This window comes from Enterococcus sp. 5H (assembly GCF_028128615.1).
Classification (GTDB): Bacteria; Bacillota; Bacilli; order Lactobacillales; family Enterococcaceae; genus Enterococcus_L.
In genome coordinates, this window is record NZ_AMDP01000022.1 from 49520 (window position 1) to 71969 (window position 22450).

25 protein-coding genes and 1 other annotated feature are annotated in these 22450 nt (G+C 34.5%); of the genes, 19 read left to right on the forward strand and 6 right to left on the reverse strand.

Annotated features, from left to right (window positions below; genetic code table 11):
- Positions 1 to 306 precede the first annotated feature (306 nt).
- The 8 genes from C240_RS09500 to wrbA all read left to right on the forward strand — a co-directional run bounded on the left by C240_RS09500 (position 307) and on the right by wrbA (position 8064).
- Positions 307 to 2886 (forward strand): fibronectin type III domain-containing protein, encoded by a 2580-nt coding sequence (locus C240_RS09500; protein WP_271494650.1) that lies wholly within the window; start codon positions 307 to 309, stop codon positions 2884 to 2886.
- A gap of 10 nt (positions 2887 to 2896) precedes the next feature.
- Positions 2897 to 3469, forward strand: coding sequence for a hypothetical protein (locus C240_RS09505; protein ID WP_271494653.1), 573 nt, complete (start codon positions 2897 to 2899; stop codon positions 3467 to 3469).
- A 65-nt stretch (positions 3470 to 3534) separates the two neighbouring features.
- Positions 3535 to 4188: a hypothetical protein gene (locus tag C240_RS09510; protein ID WP_271494656.1), complete on the forward strand. Its 654-nt coding sequence runs from the start codon at positions 3535 to 3537 to the stop codon at positions 4186 to 4188.
- A 23-nt stretch (positions 4189 to 4211) separates the two neighbouring features.
- Entirely contained in the window at positions 4212 to 4538 is a 327-nt protein-coding gene (locus C240_RS09515) for a hypothetical protein (RefSeq protein ID WP_271494659.1), read from the forward strand.
- A gap of 378 nt (positions 4539 to 4916) precedes the next feature.
- Positions 4917 to 6386 (forward strand): glycoside hydrolase family 1 protein, encoded by a 1470-nt coding sequence (locus C240_RS09520; RefSeq protein ID WP_271494663.1) that lies wholly within the window; start codon positions 4917 to 4919, stop codon positions 6384 to 6386.
- 127 nt (positions 6387 to 6513) lie between these two features.
- Positions 6514 to 6999, forward strand: a complete 486-nt coding sequence (locus tag C240_RS09525; protein ID WP_271494666.1) for a GNAT family N-acetyltransferase — start codon at positions 6514 to 6516, stop codon at positions 6997 to 6999.
- Positions 7000 to 7003: 4 nt separating this feature from the next.
- On the forward strand, positions 7004 to 7303 hold the full coding sequence (locus C240_RS09530) for a rhodanese-like domain-containing protein (protein ID WP_271494669.1): 300 nt from the start codon (positions 7004 to 7006) through the stop codon (positions 7301 to 7303).
- A gap of 155 nt (positions 7304 to 7458) precedes the next feature.
- Positions 7459 to 8064 (forward strand): NAD(P)H:quinone oxidoreductase type IV, encoded by a 606-nt coding sequence (wrbA, locus tag C240_RS09535; RefSeq protein ID WP_271494672.1) that lies wholly within the window; start codon positions 7459 to 7461, stop codon positions 8062 to 8064.
- 208 nt (positions 8065 to 8272) lie between these two features.
- Here the strand turns inward: wrbA and C240_RS09540 are convergent, their stop codons facing one another.
- Genes C240_RS09540 through C240_RS09550 form a run of 3 tightly spaced genes read right to left on the reverse strand, consistent with a single transcriptional unit; the run spans position 8273 to position 10418 of the window.
- Entirely contained in the window at positions 8273 to 9091 is an 819-nt protein-coding gene (locus C240_RS09540; RefSeq protein WP_271494676.1) for an amino acid ABC transporter substrate-binding protein, read from the reverse strand.
- Between the two features lie 13 nt (positions 9092 to 9104).
- Positions 9105 to 9740, reverse strand: a complete 636-nt coding sequence (locus C240_RS09545; protein ID WP_271494678.1) for an amino acid ABC transporter ATP-binding protein — start codon at positions 9738 to 9740, stop codon at positions 9105 to 9107.
- 36 nt (positions 9741 to 9776) lie between these two features.
- Entirely contained in the window at positions 9777 to 10418 is a 642-nt protein-coding gene (locus tag C240_RS09550; RefSeq protein WP_271494681.1) for an amino acid ABC transporter permease, read from the reverse strand.
- 590 nt (positions 10419 to 11008) lie between these two features.
- Positions 11009 to 11236: a binding site (T-box leader), on the reverse strand.
- A gap of 287 nt (positions 11237 to 11523) precedes the next feature.
- On the opposite strand from C240_RS09550, the gene C240_RS09555 reads away from it, so the two are divergent.
- The 6 genes from C240_RS09555 (at position 11524) to C240_RS09580 (ending at position 15767) form a co-directional block, all read left to right on the forward strand.
- A complete protein-coding gene (locus tag C240_RS09555) occupies positions 11524 to 12246 on the forward strand; it encodes a gamma-glutamyl-gamma-aminobutyrate hydrolase family protein (protein ID WP_271494684.1) in 723 nt (240 codons plus the stop codon).
- 19 nt (positions 12247 to 12265) lie between these two features.
- The gene (locus C240_RS09560; RefSeq protein WP_271494686.1) at positions 12266 to 13906 is read left to right on the forward strand and encodes a peptide ABC transporter substrate-binding protein; all 1641 of its coding nucleotides are present in this window, start codon (positions 12266 to 12268) and stop codon (positions 13904 to 13906) included.
- Between the two features lie 288 nt (positions 13907 to 14194).
- Positions 14195 to 14752: an alkaline shock response membrane anchor protein AmaP gene (gene amaP, locus C240_RS09565; RefSeq protein ID WP_271494689.1), complete on the forward strand. Its 558-nt coding sequence runs from the start codon at positions 14195 to 14197 to the stop codon at positions 14750 to 14752.
- A gap of 14 nt (positions 14753 to 14766) precedes the next feature.
- Positions 14767 to 14982 carry a DUF2273 domain-containing protein gene (locus C240_RS09570; protein WP_271494694.1) on the forward strand — a complete coding sequence of 72 codons (216 nt, stop codon included), beginning with the start codon at positions 14767 to 14769 and terminating at the stop codon, positions 14980 to 14982.
- Between the two features lie 37 nt (positions 14983 to 15019).
- The gene (locus tag C240_RS09575) at positions 15020 to 15490 is read left to right on the forward strand and encodes an Asp23/Gls24 family envelope stress response protein (RefSeq protein ID WP_271494697.1); all 471 of its coding nucleotides are present in this window, start codon (positions 15020 to 15022) and stop codon (positions 15488 to 15490) included.
- A 28-nt stretch (positions 15491 to 15518) separates the two neighbouring features.
- Positions 15519 to 15767, forward strand: coding sequence for a GlsB/YeaQ/YmgE family stress response membrane protein (locus C240_RS09580; protein ID WP_271494700.1), 249 nt, complete (start codon positions 15519 to 15521; stop codon positions 15765 to 15767).
- Positions 15768 to 16242: 475 nt separating this feature from the next.
- Here the strand turns inward: C240_RS09580 and C240_RS09585 are convergent, their stop codons facing one another.
- Both C240_RS09585 and C240_RS09590 read right to left on the reverse strand, forming a co-directional pair.
- Positions 16243 to 16563, reverse strand: coding sequence for a DUF960 domain-containing protein (locus C240_RS09585; RefSeq protein WP_271494703.1), 321 nt, complete (start codon positions 16561 to 16563; stop codon positions 16243 to 16245).
- 166 nt (positions 16564 to 16729) lie between these two features.
- Complete coding sequence (locus C240_RS09590) at positions 16730 to 17341, reverse strand: 50S ribosomal protein L25/general stress protein Ctc (protein WP_271494706.1); 612 nt, start codon at positions 17339 to 17341, stop codon at positions 16730 to 16732.
- Between the two features lie 429 nt (positions 17342 to 17770).
- On the opposite strand from C240_RS09590, the gene C240_RS09595 reads away from it, so the two are divergent.
- Positions 17771 to 18526 (forward strand): 16S rRNA pseudouridine(516) synthase, encoded by a 756-nt coding sequence (locus C240_RS09595; RefSeq protein ID WP_271494708.1) that lies wholly within the window; start codon positions 17771 to 17773, stop codon positions 18524 to 18526.
- Complete coding sequence (locus C240_RS09600) at positions 18516 to 19202, forward strand: YjjG family noncanonical pyrimidine nucleotidase (protein ID WP_271494711.1); 687 nt, start codon at positions 18516 to 18518, stop codon at positions 19200 to 19202. Before C240_RS09595 ends, C240_RS09600 begins: the two co-directional genes overlap by 11 nt.
- 48 nt (positions 19203 to 19250) lie before the next feature.
- Here C240_RS09600 and C240_RS09605 read toward each other — a convergent pair whose 3' ends face one another.
- A complete protein-coding gene (locus tag C240_RS09605; RefSeq protein WP_271494714.1) occupies positions 19251 to 19703 on the reverse strand; it encodes a GNAT family N-acetyltransferase in 453 nt (150 codons plus the stop codon).
- Positions 19704 to 19825: 122 nt separating this feature from the next.
- Here C240_RS09605 and udk point away from each other — a divergent pair, with 122 nt between their 5' ends.
- From udk to C240_RS09620, 3 genes are all read left to right on the forward strand, one after another.
- The gene (gene udk, locus C240_RS09610) at positions 19826 to 20455 is read left to right on the forward strand and encodes a uridine kinase (RefSeq protein ID WP_271494717.1); all 630 of its coding nucleotides are present in this window, start codon (positions 19826 to 19828) and stop codon (positions 20453 to 20455) included.
- Between the two features lie 200 nt (positions 20456 to 20655).
- Positions 20656 to 21324: a response regulator transcription factor gene (locus tag C240_RS09615; RefSeq protein ID WP_271494719.1), complete on the forward strand. Its 669-nt coding sequence runs from the start codon at positions 20656 to 20658 to the stop codon at positions 21322 to 21324.
- Entirely contained in the window at positions 21315 to 22406 is a 1092-nt protein-coding gene (locus tag C240_RS09620) for a sensor histidine kinase (RefSeq protein WP_271494724.1), read from the forward strand. The genes C240_RS09615 and C240_RS09620 overlap by 10 nt, the downstream gene beginning before the upstream one ends.
- Positions 22407 to 22450: the final 44 nt, after the last annotated feature.

The window sequence follows — 22450 nt, forward strand, 5'->3', positions numbered from 1 at the left end:
ATCGAATGTACTTGATACATTCAAAATATCAAAACATAACGACTGAATGAAAGTTGTATAATTTGATTTTTAAGAGACAGGAACCAGTTTTTCTTAAATAAAAATTAAATAATGTTGACTTGATGGAAAAATTAAGAAATCGTGTGTTGTTAGTTGTTTTTAGATATTTAAGTGAAAATATTTAGTTATAATAAATTTTTAAATGATATAAAAATTAAAAAAATGTTGAAATGGAAATTTTAATATTATATTATGATGAAGGTTGATGATCTTTTTTACAATATTGAAAATTAAAGGGGGGCTATCGTGAAAAAAAATATAATATTGTTTTTTTTAAGTCTAACAGTCATGTTGTTTTTCTTTTCCGATAAAACCTATGCAATTGTAACAGATCAAACAACGAGTTCTACTACTGAATCAACTGTTGAAGAAACTAGTGATACCACTGTAGATGTAGTTAAACCAGAAGCCGATGTGCTTAATTTAGAAAGCGGTTCTGAGTTGATAGGACGATCAGTTACTCGGGCAGCAATTCAAGATAGTGATGGTTTTTGGTTAGTTGATTCTGCAGCTACGTTAACTGAATATCTTAAAGATAGTACAAAATTACATTTTCGCTTAACTAATAACATAAATTTAGGTTCAACAGGTTTTGAATTTAAAAACGGAACAATTTTTGATGGTGCCGGATACATAGTTACATACAATAAGGCTGGAAATGCTAATCAAGGTTTTTACGCAAATCAGACTAATGCTGTGATAGAAATTAGAAATACACAATTTGGTAATAAAGACGGCACAGGTGCGGTTGGTTACTATGGTTTTTTAACTGGTTTATCTGCAGTAAATATGACGTTTATTTTCGATAATATCAAGTATTATTCTAATAGTGGTCAGATGATTTACAATCTTCATGGTTCGATCTTAATGCGGGGCGAAAACGAAATCGAACAACTAGGAACAGGCGCTTATGCACAAGAATGGGCTGAAACAAATTATGTTGAAATTCAAAGTGGTCATACGTCTATTAAGCATTCATCTAATTCAACACTTGCTTTTATCTGGTCGCAAAGCGCAGCAGCAGGCAATCCTTATGCAAATACCTCTCAAATAGTTGTAAAAGAAAATGCTAATTTAGATATCCAAACAAATGCAAATATGACATATGGAACACTTCGACCAAGTTATATTGTGGAAAATAATGCTACATTTAATTTGGATAAAATTACTTTAGCGACTGGTGGAGACCGAGATCGATTCTTCTATTCTAGTAGCCTAGCAACAATTACTTTTGATTTTAGAGAAAACGCTCATGTCAATTTTAAATTGCCTGCTGTGATTAATTTAGGTTCTGCAAATGGAGGCTTTTCAGTAGGTAATGGTGCGGAAGTTTCGGTTGATGTGCCTAGTACTGCTATTTTTAGCGCGAATACAGCAAGTCAATTTGTTATTAATCTAAACAACCCAGAAATTGCTTCATTTTCTAGTAACTTTCCTGGAACATTTGCGTTAAATTCTCCAACGAATAGCACCTTCGGAAACTTGACTTTTCAACATCAAGAAGGGCTAAGAGTTGATACATATAATAGTCGAAGTAACGTTGATCCAACGACGACTTTTTATAAAGATAATGCAACATTAAATGTTTCTGGTGTTAATTTTAAGAACACTCCGCAGTCAGCGGAACAACTGAGCCAAACGGAATTAAATGCACTAATGGCTTCAAGAAAAATAGTTTTTAGTCGAAGAATCGATCCTCCGTCAGATGTCAATGTTTCAGTAAATAATGTTACTGCAACGTCAGCAAATTTTGCAGCAACTTCGGATAATAACGGAAGTCCGGCAACTGAAGTTAGGTTTCTAGTATTTTCATCTGAAGCTGATCTGGGGCAACTAACGAAAGCGCGTCATATCATTAAGCTAACGGAGTTTGATAGTAATAATACTCAACGAGAATCTTCCTACAGTACTGCTATTAATGACTTAAATCCAAATACAACTTATTGGGTTCAAACTGTGGTTACGAATAAAGCTGGACAAAGTGAGTTTTCAACTGCGCAGCGCTTTAATACTCTACCCGCATTAGATTCAATTTCTGTAGAAAATATTGCTGTGACAAAAGCAACAATTAAAGGAACACTATTGAGTGATACTGGAAAATGGACGGATTTTACTAATGGAGAAGATAATGCAATCCCAAATAATCCGGTAACATATGGCGGGGATTATCAAAAAGTTCAAGTAGAATATAGTACAGATATAGCTTATCCAGCCGATAAAACTAAAAGTAAGACAGCAGAATTATCAGGTGCAAAAAAACAATATTTTTCAGTAGACTTAACAGAGTTAGCTAGTAGTACTACTTATTTTGTAAGAATCAAAGTAACAGGTGTTTCTGGTGAAGAAGTTGTCTTAGCCGATACACCTTTAACAGAATTTAGAACAATTGATGAAATTATTGATGTTGAAGTGCCTTTAGATATGGTTTTTCAAACAAGAAACAAAGATATTGGTACCGCTGATGAAGGGAAAATTTATTCAAAACAGTATCAAATAACAAACAAAAGTAATGTGCCGATTGAAGTATCTTTAGCAGATTTAAGCAAGGAGAATGCAGCCGCTGAACAATTGAACTTGCTGAGCACTTTAAACGGTATAGCCAATAGTGATTCGCTAGCTTTACAATTATTGGTTGATAATAATACTTCAGAAGCAAAATTTATCACAAATGATTTGTCTGTTACACCGATACTAATTGACGAGCTTGACACAAGTGAACATACACAAGCATCTTTAGCCTTCAGCGGAAAATATTTTAATGCCACTAAAAAAGCAGTATCACCATCCTATAAGACAACGTTTAAATTTGAAAGTAAAGCAGATTGAGAGGAATTAGATGACGAAAAAACTAGATAAGACAGAGACAACAAAGAAGCTTAATGAAACAAATGAAGAGGATAAAAAGAAAAAACGCCGTTTGCTATTGTTGTTACTATTATTACTGTTTGCAATAGCAGGAGGCTTAGGTTATTACTTCTTTTCAAATCAGACGGAACCAATTCAGGTTGTTTCTGGTGACTATTTACCAGATACCAAAGATGCTAAGAAGATGACTGACAAAGAAATTAAAGAAGCTGAACAAAAAGTAGTAGATGACAGTAAATTTAATATGGTTATCAAGTCAGAAGCTGTCTTTGAAAATGGAGATAGCGAGGGCAGTTTATACATTCAAAATCCTATTCAAAATAGCTATCCAATTAATGTTGAGATTCATTTAGATAGTAATAATGAGTTGGTTTATTCCTCAGGAGCGATGGAGCCAGGTTATGAAATCAATGGCGCACGCTTAGACAAGAAATTAGCTAAAGGTGAATATCCAGCAACTGCAACATTCAATATTTTTGATCCAAGTACAAAGGAAAAACGCGGACAAGTTCAAGCTGCGATTACTATCTTGGTCAATAATTAATTTCGATTTTAACAGCCTAACTGTTGAATATAAAATAAAACACACATACTAAAGGAGAAACAGATATGAAAAAAACTAACTTTTTAATTGCAGCAATGATTTTAGGAACAAGTTTTGCAGGAGTAACTCAAGTTTCAGCAGAAACTATTGATGGACAAAATTCGGCCGATGTAGAAATTAATGGTACAATCGGTAAATTAGATAATACAGACCCAGGTGTTGATATTCCAGAAGGTTCAGATGAGTGGATCAACGTGACTGTAGACACAGCAACAGCGTTCCATACAACAACGGCCAGCAGCCATAAGAATATCGAATCAGCAGATTACAGTATTGTCAATAACTCTGGTCGTGCTGTAGCGGTTACTTTAAATAAAATGGCAGGGACACCAACCTATGTAGATACTTTGACGATTAATGCCAAAGGGGATAACCTAATTGCAAATCCAGCAGCAACTAATCTAGTTGCAGATAATGAATTGACAGATTTAACTAGTGCGCCAATTTGGATGCGTTTAGCTAATAAAGATGGTCGTTTCAATATTGATACGGATGCAGCAAACGCATATGCAAATTCTGCTAAATTTAATTACACTGGAACAACGATTGATAACTTACCAGCAAATGTCAGCGAAGCGCCAACAGCAGAAAACTACACGTTAACGCTAAAATTTGAGTCAATCCAAAAAGATGGCACAACAGTTGGTGTTACACCATAATTTAATAGAGGCTGTGATAAAAAATGAAACGACTTCGTTATCATATAATCACGATAATCGTTTTGATCGGCAGTATAAGTTTCTTTTCACAAATAAAGGCAACTGCTCAAGCTTCTGAGATCGAAGTGCACGGCCAAATTGGTGGAGGAATAAGTACAGCAGAGTCAATAGAAGAAACAAAAAAGGAGCCTGAAACATTGGCTCAGCCAAAACAAACACACATAGCACTAAAAAAATTTCCAAATACAGGAAGTATCATCGAGAAGCTGCCTCTAATTGGTTTGCTACTATTGCTGATATATTTTCTGTTGAAAAAATGGGAAGCACATAGAAGAAAGAACGCACACTAGAATAAAAGAGATTACACTATTTTATCTCGAACAGTTTAAACAAATAAAGTGTATTAGAGTCCATAGAATATTACGAACCATAAAGGATAGAAAATCTATGCTTTGTGGTTCGTTTTACATTATCTAGAACTTTACAAGTCGTAGCTATTAAAGGTTGTTTGACAGCGTTTTCTTTCTATGTTACGATAAAAGAAATCAACGGAATGTAACTGAATTTTTCGGGCATAACCATAATATAGTAAAGATGACAATTCATTTGTCGTGTTTTCTATGTTATGGTTTTTATTTTTTCAAGATACGAAAGTCTATAAAATTGATACCTATGTTAACTAACGGAAACCAAGTTTCCGAAAAAAATATAATAAGGAGCAGTGACGAATGACTAAATCAGTATTTCCAGAAAATTTTTTATGGGGCGGAGCAACTGCAGCGAACCAATATGAGGGTGGCTACCTTTCAGGCGGCAAAGAATTAAGCACACTTGATGCCATTACAGGCGGCAGTCACACAAAACCTAGAATGATTACCTATAAAACAAAAGAAGGCAAAATTGAGTCATGTACACGAGATAAAGAGTTACCAGAAGGTGCAGTAGGTTATGTTGATCCAGAGCAGTATTACCCTAGTCATGTAGCGACTGATTTTTATCATCATTACAAAGAAGATATTGCGCTGTTTGCTGAAATGGGATTTAAGTGTTTCCGTTTATCTATTGCGTGGTCAAGAATTTGTCCCAAAGGTACATTGGAACTAAATGAAGAGGGTTTAGAATTTTATGATAAAGTTTTTGATGAACTTTTAAGCCACGGTATTGAGCCCGTTGTAACGATTAATCATTTTGATATTCCCATGTATTTAGCAGATGAACTAGATGGCTGGTCTAACCGCCAAGTGATTGATTACTTCTTATTTTTCTGTGAAACTTTATTTAAGCGTTATAAAGATAAAGTAAAATACTGGATGACGTTTAATGAAATCAATTTCTTGCGTAGCTGGACACAAATCGGTATTCATAAAAACGATAAACAAGCTAAATATCAAGCAGCTCACCATTTATTTGTCGCAAGTGCTAAAGCAGTAAAATTAGGACATGAAATTAATCCTGATTTTCAAATTGGTATGATGGTAGCGTATATTCCAAGCTATCCAATGACCTGTAATCCTGAGGACGTTATGGAAGCAGTCCAATTTAATCGTGAACAAGAATTTTATATTGATGTTCAAGTCAAGGGCTATTACCCAGCGCATAAACTAAAAGAATATGAACGTGAAAATATCGTGATTAAAAAAGAAGCTGGTGATGATGAAGTTATCAAAGAAGGAACGGTAGACTATATCGGGTTTAGTTACTATATGTCAACAGTCTCTGCAGCGAATCCGGAAGAGGTAAAATTTGTTGGCGGAAATCAAATGCCGGCAGTTAAAAATCCTTATCTTCAAGAATCTGACTGGGGCTGGGCAGTTGATCCGTTAGGCTTGCGAATTTCTTTATGTAAACTATACGATCGTTACAATGTTCCGTTATTTATTGTGGAAAATGGCTTTGGTGCTGTTGATAAAATTGAAGCAGATGGTACAATTCAAGATGACTATCGAATTGAGTATTTCAGTAAACATGTGGCTGCCATGAAAGATGCCATTGAATTAGATGGTGTTGATTTAATCGGTTATACACCATGGGGCTGTATTGACCTAGTAAGCGCAGGCACCGGTGAGATGAAAAAACGTTACGGCTTTATTTACGTAGATATGGATGATGAAGGAAATGGGACGTTAGAGCGTTCAAGAAAACAATCGTTTTACTGGTACAAAGACGTAATTGCGGCAAATGGCATGCAAGAAAAATAAAAATTATGATGGTTGGAAGTAAAAGTGCGCTTTTGCTTCCAACCTTTTTTTAATCCAATTCATAGAAAAAACAGTAAAATCTTGTTGTAAAGATGAATAGTGGTATACTGCTTATGAGGTGAGTTCGATGTTGATTCGAGAAATTCAAATAAAAGACGATCCTGTTATTAAACAAATTATTCAATCTTCACTAGAATTATATGATTTGGCACTTCCTGGTACTGCATATTTTGATCCGGAATTGGGCCATTTAAGTGAATTCTATGGTAAAAAAACGAATGCTGCTTATTGGGTCATAGAAAAAGATGGTCAAGTTTTAGGCGGTTGCGGCATCGCACCGTTTGATAAAAAAGCAAAGATTTGTGAGCTCCAGAAAATTTATTTAGCCAAAGAAGCGCAAGGACAAGGAATGGCTCGTTTATTGATGAATACAGCTTTGGCTTATGCTGAGAAGTATTATGATTTTTGTTATTTAGAAACAATGAAACGAATGGAAAAAGCTAATTATTTATATCAGTCATTTGGATTTGAAAAATTACCGGAACCATTAGCTGGCTCAGAACATAGTGTGATGGAAGTCTGGTACCTAAAAGAACTGCAGGAGGAAAAATAGTTAAATGAAAAGAGTATCTGTTAAAGAATTGAAAGAACTAATCGAATTAACTGTGAATGAACCAATATCTATTATTGATGTTCGAGAAGTGGATGAGTTTACAAGAGGACATATTGCTACTGCTAAAAATTATCCGTTATCAACATTGTCAGATACAATGAAAGAACTGGATCATGATAAGCCTCATTATGTGATTTGTCAGCATGGTGTTCGTTCGGAACATGCGTGTTCATTTCTAGAAAATTATGGGTATAAAGTTGTTTCTGTGTCAGAAGGTATGTCAGTTTGGGATGAGAGAAACTAATTTTAATATAGAAGAAAAAGTCATGGCAAGTAGTGAAACTACATGCTGTGACTTTTTTACTTATTTTTAGTAAGCGTATGATTTGAATGTGTACTTACTTTTTGTTAGTATGTAAATGTAGATAAGAAAACAACTGTTATTGGAGGAGAAAAATTATGACAACAAAATTATTAATCGCATATTATAGTTCAACAGGTACTGGTACACAAATGGCGACATGGGCAAAAGCAGCCGCTGAAGCAAACGGTGCTGAAGTTCGTTTAAGAAAAGTTCACGAATTAGCTCCAGATGTAGCAATTGACTCAAATCCATTGTGGCGTAAAAATGTAGAGGAAACAGCAGATATTCCAGAAGTGACAAGTGATGATCTTTTATGGGCAGATGCTTATATTTTCTCTTCACCATCACGTTTTGGTGTAATGGCTAGTCAATTGAAACAATTCTTTGATTTACAAGGTGGTCTTTGGGCACAAGGAAAATTAGCTAACAAATTTGTGTCAGCATTTTCTTCTGCACAAAATCCGAATGGCGGACAAGAACAAGTTATTCAAGGTATCTATACAGTAATGCAACACTGGGGTGCGATTATCGTACCTGCCGGATACGTAAATCCATCAACTTTTGCAGCTGGCGGAAATCCTTATGGAACAAGTGCTTCAATTGATGGCGAAGGTACTATGCTAAAAGCTGACGAAGTGAAAGCAGCAATTGAAGATCAAACAAAACGTTTGGTAGATGTAACAAGTAAATACTTAAGCTAAAAATAATATAAAAAAGTGAGTGGGACAAAACTAAAAATCAGTTTTGTTTCACTCACTAGATCCGAATAAACGGCGAGAAAAAAGCAGCTCCTTCGGAAATAAGCCGAAATTCACAAAAATTTGAAGAACAATTTTCGTGAATTCCGGCTTATTTCTCGGAGCTAAACACTTTTGTCTCAGCCTCTTTTTTGGTGCTTAAAACATTGTGTTATTTTGTTACGTCCTCTCCAAACCACTCTTTAGAAATTTCAGCAAGTTTACCTGATTTTCTAAGTTCTTTAAACGCGCTGTTAATTTTTTCAGCTAACTCTTTGTCTGTTTTACGCAATCCAACGGCAAACGCTTCACTTTCAAACGCTCCGCTAACAATAGAGTAATCAGCCAAATTATCTTCATGTGAGAGATAATAATTTGCATAAACACGATCGATTAATAGCCCGTCAATCCTTCCTGATTTTAGATCCATAAAGGCTTCATTGAATCCATCATATAAAATAGCAGACTGATCTTTAACAAAATCTTTTAGAATAGCTGGCTGTTCTTCAAAACTGTTGTAACCGGAAGAACCATTTTGAGCCCCTAAAATTTTGCCTTTCATATCAGCGAAGCTCGCAATGTTATTTTTTTTCAATGAAACAACGACCTGTTCATTTTCCATATATTCATCACTAAACAACACTTTTTCTTCTCGCTCAGCTGTTTTAGAATAACCATTCCAAATTAAATCGATTGTTTGGTTTTGCAGTTCGTTTTCTTTCATGGACCAATCAATAGGTTGGAAATCAACTTCAATATCATATAAATCAAACACTGCTCGAGCAAGGTCAACATCAAAACCAATAATTTCGCCCGATTTGTCTTGAAAACCCATAGGTACGAAAGAGTCATCTAAACCGACAATCACCTTTTTTTCTGAATTGATTCGTGACCATTGATCTTCATTTGTTTTTTTTCTACCACAACCTGCAAGAAGTAAAATCGTTAATAAACTTGTTACTAGAATAAGTAAGTATTTTTTCTTTTTCATAACAGTTTCCTTTCTACTGAACAGGTTTTACGGTGAGTATGTTATCTGCAATATTTTCAGCAAAATTCATATCATGTGTAACGACAATTTGAGTCATACCTTGTTCTTTTAACGTTAAAATTACATCTTCAACTTGTTGGCGCAGCTCTGGATCGAGAGCACTGGTAGGTTCATCGTAGCCTAAAATTTTTGGTTTCATAGCAAGAGCACGAGCGAGTGCCACTCGTTGTTTTTGACCGCCCGATAATTGGTATGGGTACAACCTTTCTTTTCCACCTAATCCAAATTTGGTTAATAAATCAATGGCTTCTTCTTCGCTAGCTTCTTTGGATTGTTTTAATGCTAAAATTGGTGCTAACGTTACGTTGTCTAAAACAGAAAGATGCGGAAATAACTGAAAATCTTGAAAAACGATGCCTACAACTTGGTCAGCATTATCCATTTCTACTGGATTAAATGGAACACCATCCATGATTAATTCACCTGAATCAATGGTTTCTAATCCCGCCAGACAACGAAGTAAAGTTGTTTTTCCACCGCCAGAAGGTCCCACGATGGTTAAAATTTCACCATCTTTTATTTCTAAATTCAATTCATTGATAATGCGACGATTATCAAAGCTTTTAATTAAATTTTTGACTACTAACATACTGATTTCCTCCTAAATTTAAAATGATATAGGCATTTATTTATAATATTGATAGTGTTTTTCCATTTTTTTTGAAGCTAATGTTAGAATAGCTGTTAATAACAGGTAGATAATTCCAACTAAAACAAGTGGAAGTAAGCTGACATCCCGACTCATAGCAATTTTTCCAGCGCGTAAGAGATCCCCTAAACCAAGAACATAAATTAGCGAAGTGTCTTTCACCAAATTGATGACTTCATTACCAATAGAAGGTAAAACAATTTTGATTACTTGAGGCAAAATAATTTTAGAGACTGTTTGGAATTTAGTTAAACGCAAAACTTTAGCTGCCTCGTATTGTCCTTCAGGAATGGATTGAATTCCACCACGGAAAATTTCTGCAAAGTAAGCTGCATAATTTAAAATAAAAGCGAACAAAGCTGCATCATAACGTTCAAATACAATTCCAATTAAAGGCAAACCGTAAAAAACAAAAATTAATTGAAGCAACAAAGGAGTTCCCCGCATCAGCCAAATATAAATGTTAATTAAAAAGTTCAACGGTTTAAAATTTGTTTGCAAGGCAAATGCGACTAAAATTCCCAGCGGGATTGATCCAAGTAAAGTGAAGATAAATACTTTTAATGTCATAATGGCGCCATCCAGTAAAGCTGGTAAAATTTCTAAAATATAATTCATTTTTTTCCCTCCGATGTTTGTTTGGTTTTGTTGCTGATTGAGAATGATTTTTGTTTTTTGATTGGAAAGTAGCTGTTCTGTTCTTTGTTTTGATATGGACCGTTAGTTATTATAGATGACGAAGTGTAGTGATTCACTAGTAATGAAACTTCGCTCACAGAGTTCGCCAAGTACTGTTCATCATCTACTTTGGAGAAGCCAATCGTAGTCCTTCAATTCTTAGAGCTTTAGTTCTTAGAAATTGATGAGATCGTAACGAAGTGTAGTGATTCACAGCAAAAAGTCCTCTTGGCAATTATTAGCCAAGAGGACGATAATATCGTGGTTCCACCTCAATTTATTAATGCTTCACAACATTAATCTCATAGGGTCTGTCATGTAAATGAAAGATCCTTTTCTGATAACGGAGAAAGCCGCAGCTTCTTACTTGATTCAGAAGTTGACTGAAATAGGTGTGTTTGTCAAAGGTTTCCAGCTTTTTCTCTCAGCAGATGAAAAAGTCTCTGTCAGGAAATGAACGATGAGTACTTGTCCTATTTATTTGTTTAAACTATAAAAATTTTATAAAAAAAGTCCTTTGGCCGTAATAGCCAAAGGACGTAAATTCGTGGTTCCACCTTTATTTATTATCACTTCGCAATGATAATCTCAGGAAGTCAGAGACTTCAGATGCTGTAACGGGCATACCCGAACTTTCCTACTAAGGGTTCAAAAAGTTAACTCCCAGATGTGGTTCGCCTTATCTTTACGTCTTTTTGCACCAACCAAAGACTCTCTTCAGAAAAAAATAAAGGTACTCTTCTGTTCTTTGTATTTAACGATCGTAGCAACTAATATTGCTTTGCTTTTTTACTACTTTACCACCTGTTTTTTCTTCTGTCAACATAGAATTATCAGAATATTTTAATGAATTGTGTTGATAAGCATAAAAATTACAGAAAGTTCAGAGTTGAGGTAAAATATAATTAGTTGTTTTCTTTCTAAAAGTAAGTGAATTGGTGATAGCGAAAAACTATCGCATAAGTTTTATTGCTACTATTCTTTCCTGACCATATCTGATAAACTATGTACAATTATTGTTGGTAGTAAAGAGGAGTGAGGTTATATGGAGCGTCCGATTATTGGGATAGCAGCAAATGAGATTAGTGATGCAGGGGAAACCTTATATCATTTACCAGTAAGTTATACACCTGCCGGTTATGTGAGAGCAGTTCAGAACGCAGGAGGAATTCCACTAGTATTACCTGTTGGCGCACCTGAATTAGCGAAAGAATATATAAACCATATTGACAAATTAATTCTAGCTGGCGGTCAAAATGTATCACCCAAATTATATGGTGAAATGAATTTAGTTGAAGAGGCAGCCTTATTCGAAGAAAGAGATCAATTTGAGTTAGCCTTGATTAAAGAAGCTATGATCCAAAATAAACCAATTTTTGCTGTATGTCGTGGGATGCAGTTAGTAAATGTGGCGTTAGGCGGCAGTTTATTCCAAGAGATTAGTCATCTAAACAGCAGCAAAATTTCCCATATGCAAGTACCTGTACCGAGAGAAATCCCGACACATAAGATTCAAACTGAAGCCGGAAGCATGCTGCGTGAAATTTACGGTGAGGAAACGAAAGTTAATTCTTTTCATTTTCAAGCGGTAAAAACCTTGGCAGAAGAATTACAAGTTACAGCTTACAGTGAAGACGGTGTGATCGAAGGAATTGAGTGTAGAGGTCCTGGTAAGATAATTTTAGGTGTACAATGGCATCCGGATTTTGCTTACGATTATTTGGAGCAGGAAATGGCAGCTTTTAAATATGTGGTAAAAGAATTATAAAAAGGAGGAAGCGAAATAAATGAAAAAGAAGTTTGGCGTTTTGATTTTAGTTGCTGGTTTGTTGTTAGCAGCTTGTAGTGGTGGTAAAGGAGCCAACGATTCAGCTAGTGAAAAAACAGGAAGTACACAAGAACAAGTAATTACAGTGGCATCAGGTGGTGAGTTATCCACACTGGATAGTGCACATTATACTGATGTTTATAGCTCAGACATGATCGGTCAAGTCGTAGAAGGTCTGTATCGTATGGATAAAAATCATGATCCAGAATTAGGAATTGCGGAAAGTGAGCCAACGGTTAGCGATGATGGTTTAGTCTATACTTTTAAATTGAAAGATGCGAAGTGGACAAATGGAGATCCAGTAGTTGCTGGTGATTTTGTTTATGCTTTTAAAAATGTAGTTGACCCTGCATATGGATCAAGTAGTAGCAATCAGATGGATGTCTTCAAAAATGGTCGGAAAATCCGTGAAGATCAAGCGAGTTTGGATGATTTTGGTGTAAAAGCATTGGATGACAAAACCTTGGAATTAACGCTTGAGTATCCTATTCCATATTTATCTCAAGTGCTGGTAGGTACGCCATTTATGCCGAAAAATGAAAAATTTGCTGAAGAAAAAGGCGAAGCTTATGGAACATCAACAGATGATTTTGTTGGTAATGGTCCATTTGTGATTTCAGGCTGGGATGGTAATACTGAAACATGGGAATTAAAGAAGAATGAAGACTACTGGGATCAAGAAAATGTAAAACTTGATACAATCAATGTTCAAGTAATCAAAGAAATCGGTACAGGAACGAATCTTTTTGATGCTGGTGACTTGGATTATACTGTTTTAGCAGACACGTATGCTTTGCAATATAAAGATTCTCCACAGGCAAATTTTGTTTCCAAAGCAATGGTCGGTTATTTAAGTCCAAATCATAAACGTGAAGTAACCGGCAACGTTAATGTTCGTAAAGCAATTTTACAAGCAATAGATAAAGAAACGTTTGCTAAAGATATTTTAGGGGACGGTTCGACTGCAATTAATGGCTTTGTGCCAAAAGATTTTGCGAAAGATCCGGAAACAGGTGAAGATTTCCGTAAAGAAAGCGGCGATTATCTATCATTTGATTTAGCTGCTGCACAAAAGAGCTGGGAAACGGCTAAAAAAGAATTAGGCAAAGATGAAATAGAATTAGAGCTGCTTTCAGCTGACACAGCTCTTGCGAAGAAGACAATTGAGTATGTTCAAGGACAATTGCAGCAAAATCTCCCAGGTCTAACAATTAAGTTAAAATCGATTCCGTTACAAAATCGTTTAGATTTACAAACAGCTGGCGATTTTGACTTAGTCTTTGGAACATGGACACCAGATTATGCTGATCCGATCAACTTCCTAGAATTTTATGACTCTAAGAGTGGTTTGAATACGGCAGGCTATAATAATCCTGAATATGATGCGGGATTAAATGATGCCAGAATTACACTAGCCAATGAGCCGAAACAACGTTGGGATAAAATGATTGATTTAGAAGAAATTTTGATTGAAAAAGATGCAGCCGTTTTACCGCTTTACCAAGGCTCTATTGGGTACCTAAAAGCTGACGAATTACAAGATTTACAAGTTTTTCCTTTTGGGAGAACTGTTTCTTACCGATTAGCTTATGTTGATTAAAATATAAAATATTTCATAGAAATGTTTAACTTATTCTTGAAAGAAGCACCTACGTATCATTATTTTTTCTGATAAATAGAGTCTGTGCGCACAATATTGTGTATCAGGCTCTTTTATTATGCAAAAAAACATACTAGTCAAACAATACTGATACAAAGGTTTTGAAAGCGAATATAGTTAAAGAAAAATGAGTAAGTCAAAATTACTTAACGCGTAACTTTTGTAATTGTTTGAAAATACGTTTACCATAAAATATAGAAAGTATAAACAACGTTGGAGGCAAATTCTATGAGAGTAATCAAAATTTTTATTGTTTTATTATTGATAGCTGGCATTTTTGGTATCGTTGGTTTGTATTCTCAGATTGAGAATCTAGGCGTTGTTTCCACCTTTTATCATGATTTGTTGCTTCAGTCAGACTGGTTGTTTTACTTTTACCAAATCGTGTTGATTACCTTGATTATTTTGCTATTTTTAATTTTTTGGTTAGTGGTGTTTAAACCAATCACAGAAAATGAAATACGCATAAAAAAAGAAATGGGCCAAATCAACCTGCCGTTATCTACTTTAGAATCAATAGCAAGAAGTTCGGTACAAGAGATTGTCAAAAACGATGAAACCCAAGTAAAAGTGAAATTGACTAAAAAACGGTTAGCTGATGTAAGAGTAACAGTAGCTGAAGATCAACAGCTAGTGAATACAGGTAAACAAATCCAAGAACAAATTGCACAGTCACTATTTAAAACGGCTCAAGTTGAAACGAAAAAAGTAAAAGTAATTTTCAAAAAGAAAAAAGCAGCTGAATCACTTGCAACAACTAATAAAAGACAATCACGTGTTGTATAAAGGGGGAGACGCACATGAAAAAATTACAATCATTGGCTCCTTATCGCAACCAAATTGGCTTCACACTATTATTCATTGTGATCGCAATTTTGTTTATGACGATTGGTTTTTGGAAAACTATTCTAATTATTTTATTTACAGGAATTGGCTTTTTTATCGGAATGGTCAAGGACGAACAACGTAGTATCTCTTCAATCATAGCGTCAATTCAAGCTATGTTTGAAAGATAAAAATAAATAGTAACAAATCAGAAAGGTTGAGAAGAAAATGGATAACAAAGCAAATGGAAACACAACTGAAGGAACAAATCAAAATGGGATCAAAACCAAATTGACATTTGATGATCAAGTAGTGAAAAAAATTGCGGGTATTGCCGTTTCAGAAATTCCAGGAATTTTAGGATTAAGCGGAAATGCCATTACAAACTTGACCGACAAATTTACAAACGGAAATAATCCGACTAAAGGAATCAGTGCAGAAGTTGGCACAAAACAAGTTGCAATCGATTTGGATGTTATTGGTGAATATGGTAAAAATATCGCCCAAGTATTTGACGCTGCAACGAAAAAAGTTACAGATGAAGTGAAAAACATGACTGGTCTTGACGTGATTGAATTCAATATGAATGTGGATGATATTATGACAAAAGCGCAATACGAAGAAAAATTTGATAATAAGAAAAAAGATGATACTACTGAAAATAACAAACAAGAAAATAATACTCGTACATTACAGTAAGTCATAATATTATAGGAGGACGATTAGCATGTTAAGTTTTATTTGGTCATTAATTGTTGGCGGAGTACTAGGAGCTATCGCCGGAGCAATTTTAGGTAGAGATGTACCTGGCGGTGTGGTTGGAAATATTATTGTTGGGTTTATCGGAAGCTGGGTTGGAACAATGCTTTTAGGGAACTTTGGACCAGTGATTGGTGGTTTTCCAATTATTTCAGCCTTGATAGGCGCGATTATCTGTATTGCGATTTATTCATTTATTGCGAAAAGAATGGCTTGATAAGAAAACAGAGCAATGGAAATTATTACTTCTTTTGGCTATGAATTCAATTAAAAGGTACTTAATATATAACGATTTAAGTTATATATTAAGTACCTTTTTTAGCGAAAAGTATTTAATCGTTTAAAATTAACAATCTTAGAAAACGAAATGAAAATTTTGAGCTGAAAGGGATGTTGTGAGAGGACTCTTATAAGAAAATTAGTGAACATTTTTATGTTAAAAAATGCTAAATAAGAAATGAAAAAGCCTAAAAAAATTAAGTGATTTCTTTTTTTCAAAATCATCTTTGCTAGATAATAGTCAAAGTGTTTTTGAAAAAATATACACCGGCACAACAGGCCATCTTATCTGGAAGCAAAAAGGAAACTTGATTTGGACCTTAGAGGACGTTCAAAATGAATAAAAAGCGATTGATTCTTTCTACAACAGCCAAGAACACTGTTGAGGAAAGAATCAATCGTTTTTTTTATTTTTATTCCAACATTTCAGCAGGTAATAAGATCGTCTCTTTATTACCGTCATCAAAAGCAAAAATTTGAGATGGGTATTCATCGTAATAAGGGAAAGGCAAATCAATGGCCATTTGGACATCACTTATTTCTTGAGAAAAGTGAACAGTCACGTTTCCCCCATTGTCGATTAAATCAAAATAAAGCATATTTGTTAGAGGAATAACGCCTTTTAAATCAATATCAATAATTAGCCAGATGCTGTCAATTAATGCACCGGGCAATCGCTCAACCACACCCAGAGAAGCATAACGACGACGTTCACTATCAAAACTTTCAACCATTTGTTTGACCTCCTTTATCTATCTGATAACAATAGTATACCTCATTTTTTTAAAACTCGCGCCTGTCATGTTTGGAAATAAAAGCAATTATAATGCTTAAAAATAGTCAAAAAAAAGATAAGGCTTTTGACCTTATCTTCTCAGAAATATTTATTTAATAGAGTATTTATTCTGCTTTTTCACCAATCACTTCTGGTTCAGCTGCTTCTTCAGAGCTTTCAACATCTGCTGCTTGTGCTTCTACAACAGCAGCGATTTGTTCTTCAGCATCAGTGATGATGTCATAATCTTTTTCTTTTGGTAAATCAGCGACAGTGATTGCATCACCGATTGCTAATTTTGTGATATCAACTTCTACACGTTCTGGTAATTTATCTGGAGTTGCAGAAACAAGGACGTTGTATAAGTTTTGAGCTAAAACTCCACCAGCTTTTACGCCTTCAGATTCGCCGACAAGGACGATTTCAGCTTCAACTTCAGTCGCTTCTTTCATATTTACTGCTAAAAATTCGACATGTTTCAATTGGCTAGTGAATGTGTCTAATTGCGCTTTGTACATCAAAGTGTTGATCTTTTTACCACCAACATTCATTGTGATAACAGCATTGGCACCATTATCGCGCAAAACTTTTGTTAATTCTTTTTCGTCAACTGAAATAGCTGTACTTTCAATTTCATAACCATAAACGACTGCAGGAACTTGACCAGAGTGACGTAGTTGATTTCTTAGTGAACGTGGACGGACGGCTCTTTCTTTAACTTCTAATGATACTGACATAACCTAAATTCCTCCTTAAATTTAACTGCTGAACGAAATATATCAGCGAGGTAAATCAAGTGAATTCATATTTGGTTATCTGCAAAACGCAACATGATGGAAAAAAGGAGTTTTGCTGATCTCGAAAATAAACATGTAAAAGCAATAACTTAGCTAAGGTTTTAGGTTCAAAAAACAAACCAAAAGCTTCTACAAAACGGACAGCAAAAACAAAAAATCCCGAATAATTGTGCACAATTATCCAGGGAAAAATTCCATATGATACCTTATTCTCTCCCAGGTCATTACGCTGTTTTTGAGAAACCTTATTCACTTTCTATATCAACCATAACCCTAATCGAAATGTAAGTCAAGGGAAGTGAAGAAAACCTCTTTTCTTTTAAACTTTTTTAATTTATACTAAAATATTAACTGAAATGAGGAAGATACATGCGTTTAGATAAACTACTGGAACAAGAAAAAATAGGCTCTAAAAGAAAAGTAAAAGCCTTGATTCGCAGTAAACAAGTAACGGTTGATGGGCAAGTTATTATTGTTGAAAATCAAAATGTAGATGCAGCTTTACAAGAGATTTTTGTTGGGAATCAAAAAATTCAGCAAGCGACTCATGTTTATTATATGCTAAACAAACCAGCCGGAGTTGTAAGTGCAGTGAGTGATAGTGAGCACCAAACCGTTATTGACTTAATTGATAAAAATCACCGAAGAAAAGGCTTGTACCCGATTGGCAGACTAGACCGTGATACTGAGGGGCTATTATTAATTACCGATAATGGACAACTGGGTTATCAATTATTGCTGCCGCATAAAAAAGTAACGAAACGCTATGAAGTTGTGGTTAACGAGCGATTAACGGAAGCTGACTGTGAAGCGTTTAAAAAAGGAATCATATTTACTGGCGGAAAGAAGTGCAAACCAGCAGAACTGACCATTATATCAGCCCAAGAAAACCAAAGCCGAGCTTATCTTGACATCACCGAAGGCAAATTTCATCAAGTGAAAAAGATGTTTTTAGCAGTAGGCAAAAAAGTAATATACCTTAAGCGTTTATCTATGGGACCAATCAGCTTAGACGAAACACTTGCTGTAGGTCATTATCGTTCTTTAAACCAAGACGAACTTCAAGCTTTGCTTCCTTACTTCACTACACATAAAAAAGAAAAGAGCGTAGATCATGAAATTTAAAACATTATTATTTGATGTAGACGATACATTATTAGATTTTCGATTAACAGAAAAAAAGGCACTTCAGGCATTGTTTCAAGAAGAAAATATTTTGTTAACGGATGAAATAGAAGCGACTTATCAAAAAATTAATCGACAATTATGGCGCGATTTTGAACAAGGTAAAACAGATAAAGCAACGGTTACTGATACACGTTTTAGTCTTTTATTTGAACAATTAAACAAAAGTGTTGATGGTAAAGAGCTTGGCGAAAAATATCGTCAGCATCTTAGCCAAGGTCATGATTTATTAGGCAATAGCAAAGCAATTATTGAAGAATTGAATAAGGATTATGAGCTATATATTGTAACGAATGGTGTAGCAAAAACGCAATACCAACGATTAAACGATTCTAAATTAACCCCTTATTTTAATGATATTTTTGTATCAGAAGAAGTCGGATTTCAAAAACCAATGATCGAATATTTTGATTATGTATTTAAACGAATTCCTGATTTTGATCGTGAAAAAACGATGATTATCGGCGATTCATTAGTGTCAGATATTCAAGGCGGTAATTTGGCAGAGATTCAAACACTTTGGCTAAATCCAACAAAACAGCTTAAAGAAACAGCCATTCAGCCGACGTATGAAATTAGCCGTTTAGATGATATTTTTACAGTTTTGAATGATTAAAAATAGAACAATATTTGAAATGAGAGGCTGAAACAAACACGCTCTAAATTATAAATCTAAGCTTAAACGCACCATATCTTTTAAAACAAGTTTATTTTCAATAATTTCTTCATCATAATGACGAACAAAAAAATCTCGATCAATACTCGTTAAACGGAATCCGCATTTTTGATATAAATACAATTGTGCAAAACTAGTACTGCCAGTTCCAATTTCTACAGTTTTATAAGAATTTTCTTTTGCATAGTCTATGGCAAAGTGGAGTAATTTTGCTCCGATTCCTTGATTCTGAAAAGCTTCAGATACTGCAATATTAACAATTTCCAGTGTTTCCGGACGCGTAGGTAATAGGACTAAAACACCAGCTACATCATCAGCTGAACGATATTCGAAACTGATTCCGCGAGGCAAGTATTTATTGATTACATTTTTATCAGGATCAGCTAGTAATAGAAGTTCATAGTGAAAGGTAGTAAAGTACTGGATTTCTTTTATCGACATAATAAACGCCCTTTCCGTATTTTTAATAAAAAAATGAATAAAATTATGGCTTTCTGGCTCGTTTCCATTATAATAGAAAAAGGTAATTGTGACTATTACAGACAAGAAAGAGGTTTCGTTGAATGAAAAACAATCAGCCAATCGTAATCGGCGTTACCGGTGGTTCCGGTAGTGGAAAAACCAGTGTTAGTCGGGCGATTTTCAATCATTTTCCTAATCATTCTATTATGATGTTGGAACAGGATTCTTATTATAAAGATCAAAGCCATTTGAGTTTTGAAGAAAGGCTTGCGACTAATTACGATCATCCATTTGCTTTTGATACGGATTTGTTGATTGAACATTTGCAGCAATTGCTGAATTATCAAGCAATTGAAAAACCAGTGTATGATTATGTTGCCCATACTAGAAGTTCAGATGTTTTGATTCAAGAACCAAAAGAAGTAATTATTTTAGAGGGCATTTTAATTCTTGAAGATAGTCGCTTAAGAGAATTAATGGATATTAAATTATACGTGGATACAGATGATGATATTCGAATTATTCGTCGAATCAAGCGGGATATGGAAGAACGCGGTAGAACCTTAGATTCTGTTATTGAACAATATCTAACCGTTGTGAAACCGATGTATCATCAATTTATCGAATCAACGAAACGTTACGCTGATGTCATAGTGCCGGAAGGTGGAGAAAATCACGTAGCCATTGATTTGATTACCACAAAAGTAGCAAGTATTTTAAATGAAAATTAAGATAGAATGATTTATTAATAAAAAAAGATAACAGTAACTGACACAATGTTTGAAAGTCAGTTGCTGTTATTTTATTGTGTTTTGAATATTGAATTTTTCGTGAATTTAGTAAGTAAAATATAGACAGCTTATTAATTTTTATAGTATCGTATGTGATAACTATTGATCGGAATGTTATTTATTTGGAAAGGAAAGATTGGATGCGGATTTTAATTATTGAAGATAATCGGGAACTGGCTATTTCAGTAAAAAAAGGACTTGAGCGGGAAAAATTTTTAGTAGACTTAGCTTTTTCTGGTGTTGAAGGAGAGGAAAAGGCATATGTAAACACATATGATGTGGTTTTACTAGACTTAAATTTGCCGGATAAAGATGGACTTTCAATTTTGCATTTTTTAAGAGAATCAGAGGTAGATTTACCCATTATTATCACAACAGCTAGAGATGAAATTGAAGAAAGAGCAAAAGGATTAGATTTTGGTGCAGATGATTATTTGGTGAAACCTTTTGAATTATTGGAATTAGTGGCGCGAATACGTGCTGTAATCAGACGATTTCATGGCAGAACATCTCCAAATATAAAAATCGGACAATTAATGATTGACCCAGTGAAACGGCTTGCCAGCTATAACGATATAGAAATCTATTTAAAACCGAAAGAATTCGATATTTTATTGTGTATTGCTCAAAAACATCCGGCAGTTATCTCCACAGAAGAAATTGCCGAACATGTTTATGATGAAAATTTTGATCCATTTTCTTCGGTTTTACGAGTCCACTTAGCGAGACTGAAAAAACAATTAGTACAAACATCCAATAAAGAACTTTTAAAAACAATTCGAGGGAAAGGGTATCAATTATGCGAGTGAACTTAAAAATTGGTTTAACAGTATTAGGGTTTGCATTTTTTGTAGTGTTAATTGTTGTTGGTAGTTTTTTTGTGTTAGGCAGCAACTGGCGCTCTTTAAATATTGGACAGTCGATTGGTTCAGCGGTGTATGTTGTAAATATGGAAGATAAAGCCGCGATTCAGCAAAATGAAGTAGTTGAATTACGAACAGATGAAATGGTGAGTACTCAAGCGTTAGATGATCTATATTTTACTGGGATTATTAAATATTTACTGATGATTATTTTAATTGCTTGTTTTGCGATTTTTATCTTGGCAATGACAATGTGGTTTGTTTTAAGGCGAATTTATCGAAAACAAATGGTTGGAATTATTCATGATTTACAATTTTTGGAAAAATTTTCTGAAGATGAAGTCGAAGATAGGACTGTTGCACAAGCATTTAAACAACTAAAAGCTAAATTGGATGGGAACTTGGAGGATTATAAGCGTTTAAGTAGTTATTTAACACATGAGCAAAAAAACGCAATAGCAGTGTTACGGACAAATTTCGAATTAGAGCAAAAAGAATCGGGCGATATCCATCTGTTAGATCGGTTAACAGACAGTATCGACGATATTTTAACCTTATCAACAAATACGGAAGAGACAATGAGTGAACAAGTCGATGTTTCCTTAGTTTGTGCAGAAGTTTGCGATACTTACCATAAAAGTTATCCGGCGCTTAATTTTTCTTTTAGTGAAGATGATTCTACAGTAATTTTAGGGAAAAAACGTTGGATTTATCGAGCTGTTTCTAATTTAGTGGATAATGCGATCAAATACGGAGAACAAAAACCGATTACTGTCTCAGTAGCGAATCAAAAAGGCAGTATAGTTGTGCAAATTGAAGATCAGGGAAACGGAATTGATCCTAAAGTACATTCAACAATTTTTAATCATAATTATCGAATGAATGGCTTAAAACAAGATGGCTATGGTATTGGATTGTCAGTAGTATCCCATGTTTGTGACTTATGTCAAGGTTTTGTCTATGTTGAAAGTAAAAAAAATCAAGGATCAACATTTTATTTATCTTTTCCGGAATTTTTAGAAAGTTAACATTCAGTTAACAATTGATTTGATATAGTGGCAGTAAGAAAGGG

Bases quoted from the DNA above. Each gene is read 5' to 3' on its own strand.
- C240_RS09505 (WP_271494653.1), top strand. From the start codon at position 2,897: ATGACGAAAAAACTAGATAAGACAGAGACAACAAAGAAGCTTAATGAA.
- C240_RS09510 (WP_271494656.1), top strand. From the start codon at position 3,535: ATGAAAAAAACTAACTTTTTAATTGCAGCAATGATTTTAGGAACAAGT.
- C240_RS09515 (WP_271494659.1), top strand. From the start codon at position 4,212: ATGAAACGACTTCGTTATCATATAATCACGATAATCGTTTTGATCGGC.
- C240_RS09520 (WP_271494663.1), top strand. From the start codon at position 4,917: ATGACTAAATCAGTATTTCCAGAAAATTTTTTATGGGGCGGAGCAACT.
- C240_RS09525 (WP_271494666.1), top strand. From the start codon at position 6,514: ATGTTGATTCGAGAAATTCAAATAAAAGACGATCCTGTTATTAAACAA.
- C240_RS09530 (WP_271494669.1), top strand. From the start codon at position 7,004: ATGAAAAGAGTATCTGTTAAAGAATTGAAAGAACTAATCGAATTAACT.
- wrbA (WP_271494672.1), top strand. From the start codon at position 7,459: ATGACAACAAAATTATTAATCGCATATTATAGTTCAACAGGTACTGGT.
- C240_RS09540 (WP_271494676.1), bottom strand. From the start codon at position 9,091: ATGAAAAAGAAAAAATACTTACTTATTCTAGTAACAAGTTTATTAACG.
- C240_RS09545 (WP_271494678.1), bottom strand. From the start codon at position 9,740: ATGTTAGTAGTCAAAAATTTAATTAAAAGCTTTGATAATCGTCGCATT.
- C240_RS09550 (WP_271494681.1), bottom strand. From the start codon at position 10,418: ATGAATTATATTTTAGAAATTTTACCAGCTTTACTGGATGGCGCCATT.
- C240_RS09555 (WP_271494684.1), top strand. From the start codon at position 11,524: ATGGAGCGTCCGATTATTGGGATAGCAGCAAATGAGATTAGTGATGCA.
- C240_RS09560 (WP_271494686.1), top strand. From the start codon at position 12,266: ATGAAAAAGAAGTTTGGCGTTTTGATTTTAGTTGCTGGTTTGTTGTTA.
- amaP (WP_271494689.1), top strand. From the start codon at position 14,195: ATGAGAGTAATCAAAATTTTTATTGTTTTATTATTGATAGCTGGCATT.
- C240_RS09570 (WP_271494694.1), top strand. From the start codon at position 14,767: ATGAAAAAATTACAATCATTGGCTCCTTATCGCAACCAAATTGGCTTC.
- C240_RS09575 (WP_271494697.1), top strand. From the start codon at position 15,020: ATGGATAACAAAGCAAATGGAAACACAACTGAAGGAACAAATCAAAAT.
- C240_RS09580 (WP_271494700.1), top strand. From the start codon at position 15,519: ATGTTAAGTTTTATTTGGTCATTAATTGTTGGCGGAGTACTAGGAGCT.
- C240_RS09585 (WP_271494703.1), bottom strand. From the start codon at position 16,563: ATGGTTGAAAGTTTTGATAGTGAACGTCGTCGTTATGCTTCTCTGGGT.
- C240_RS09590 (WP_271494706.1), bottom strand. From the start codon at position 17,341: ATGTCAGTATCATTAGAAGTTAAAGAAAGAGCCGTCCGTCCACGTTCA.
- C240_RS09595 (WP_271494708.1), top strand. From the start codon at position 17,771: ATGCGTTTAGATAAACTACTGGAACAAGAAAAAATAGGCTCTAAAAGA.
- C240_RS09600 (WP_271494711.1), top strand. From the start codon at position 18,516: ATGAAATTTAAAACATTATTATTTGATGTAGACGATACATTATTAGAT.
- C240_RS09605 (WP_271494714.1), bottom strand. From the start codon at position 19,703: ATGTCGATAAAAGAAATCCAGTACTTTACTACCTTTCACTATGAACTT.
- udk (WP_271494717.1), top strand. From the start codon at position 19,826: ATGAAAAACAATCAGCCAATCGTAATCGGCGTTACCGGTGGTTCCGGT.
- C240_RS09615 (WP_271494719.1), top strand. From the start codon at position 20,656: ATGCGGATTTTAATTATTGAAGATAATCGGGAACTGGCTATTTCAGTA.
- C240_RS09620 (WP_271494724.1), top strand. From the start codon at position 21,315: ATGCGAGTGAACTTAAAAATTGGTTTAACAGTATTAGGGTTTGCATTT.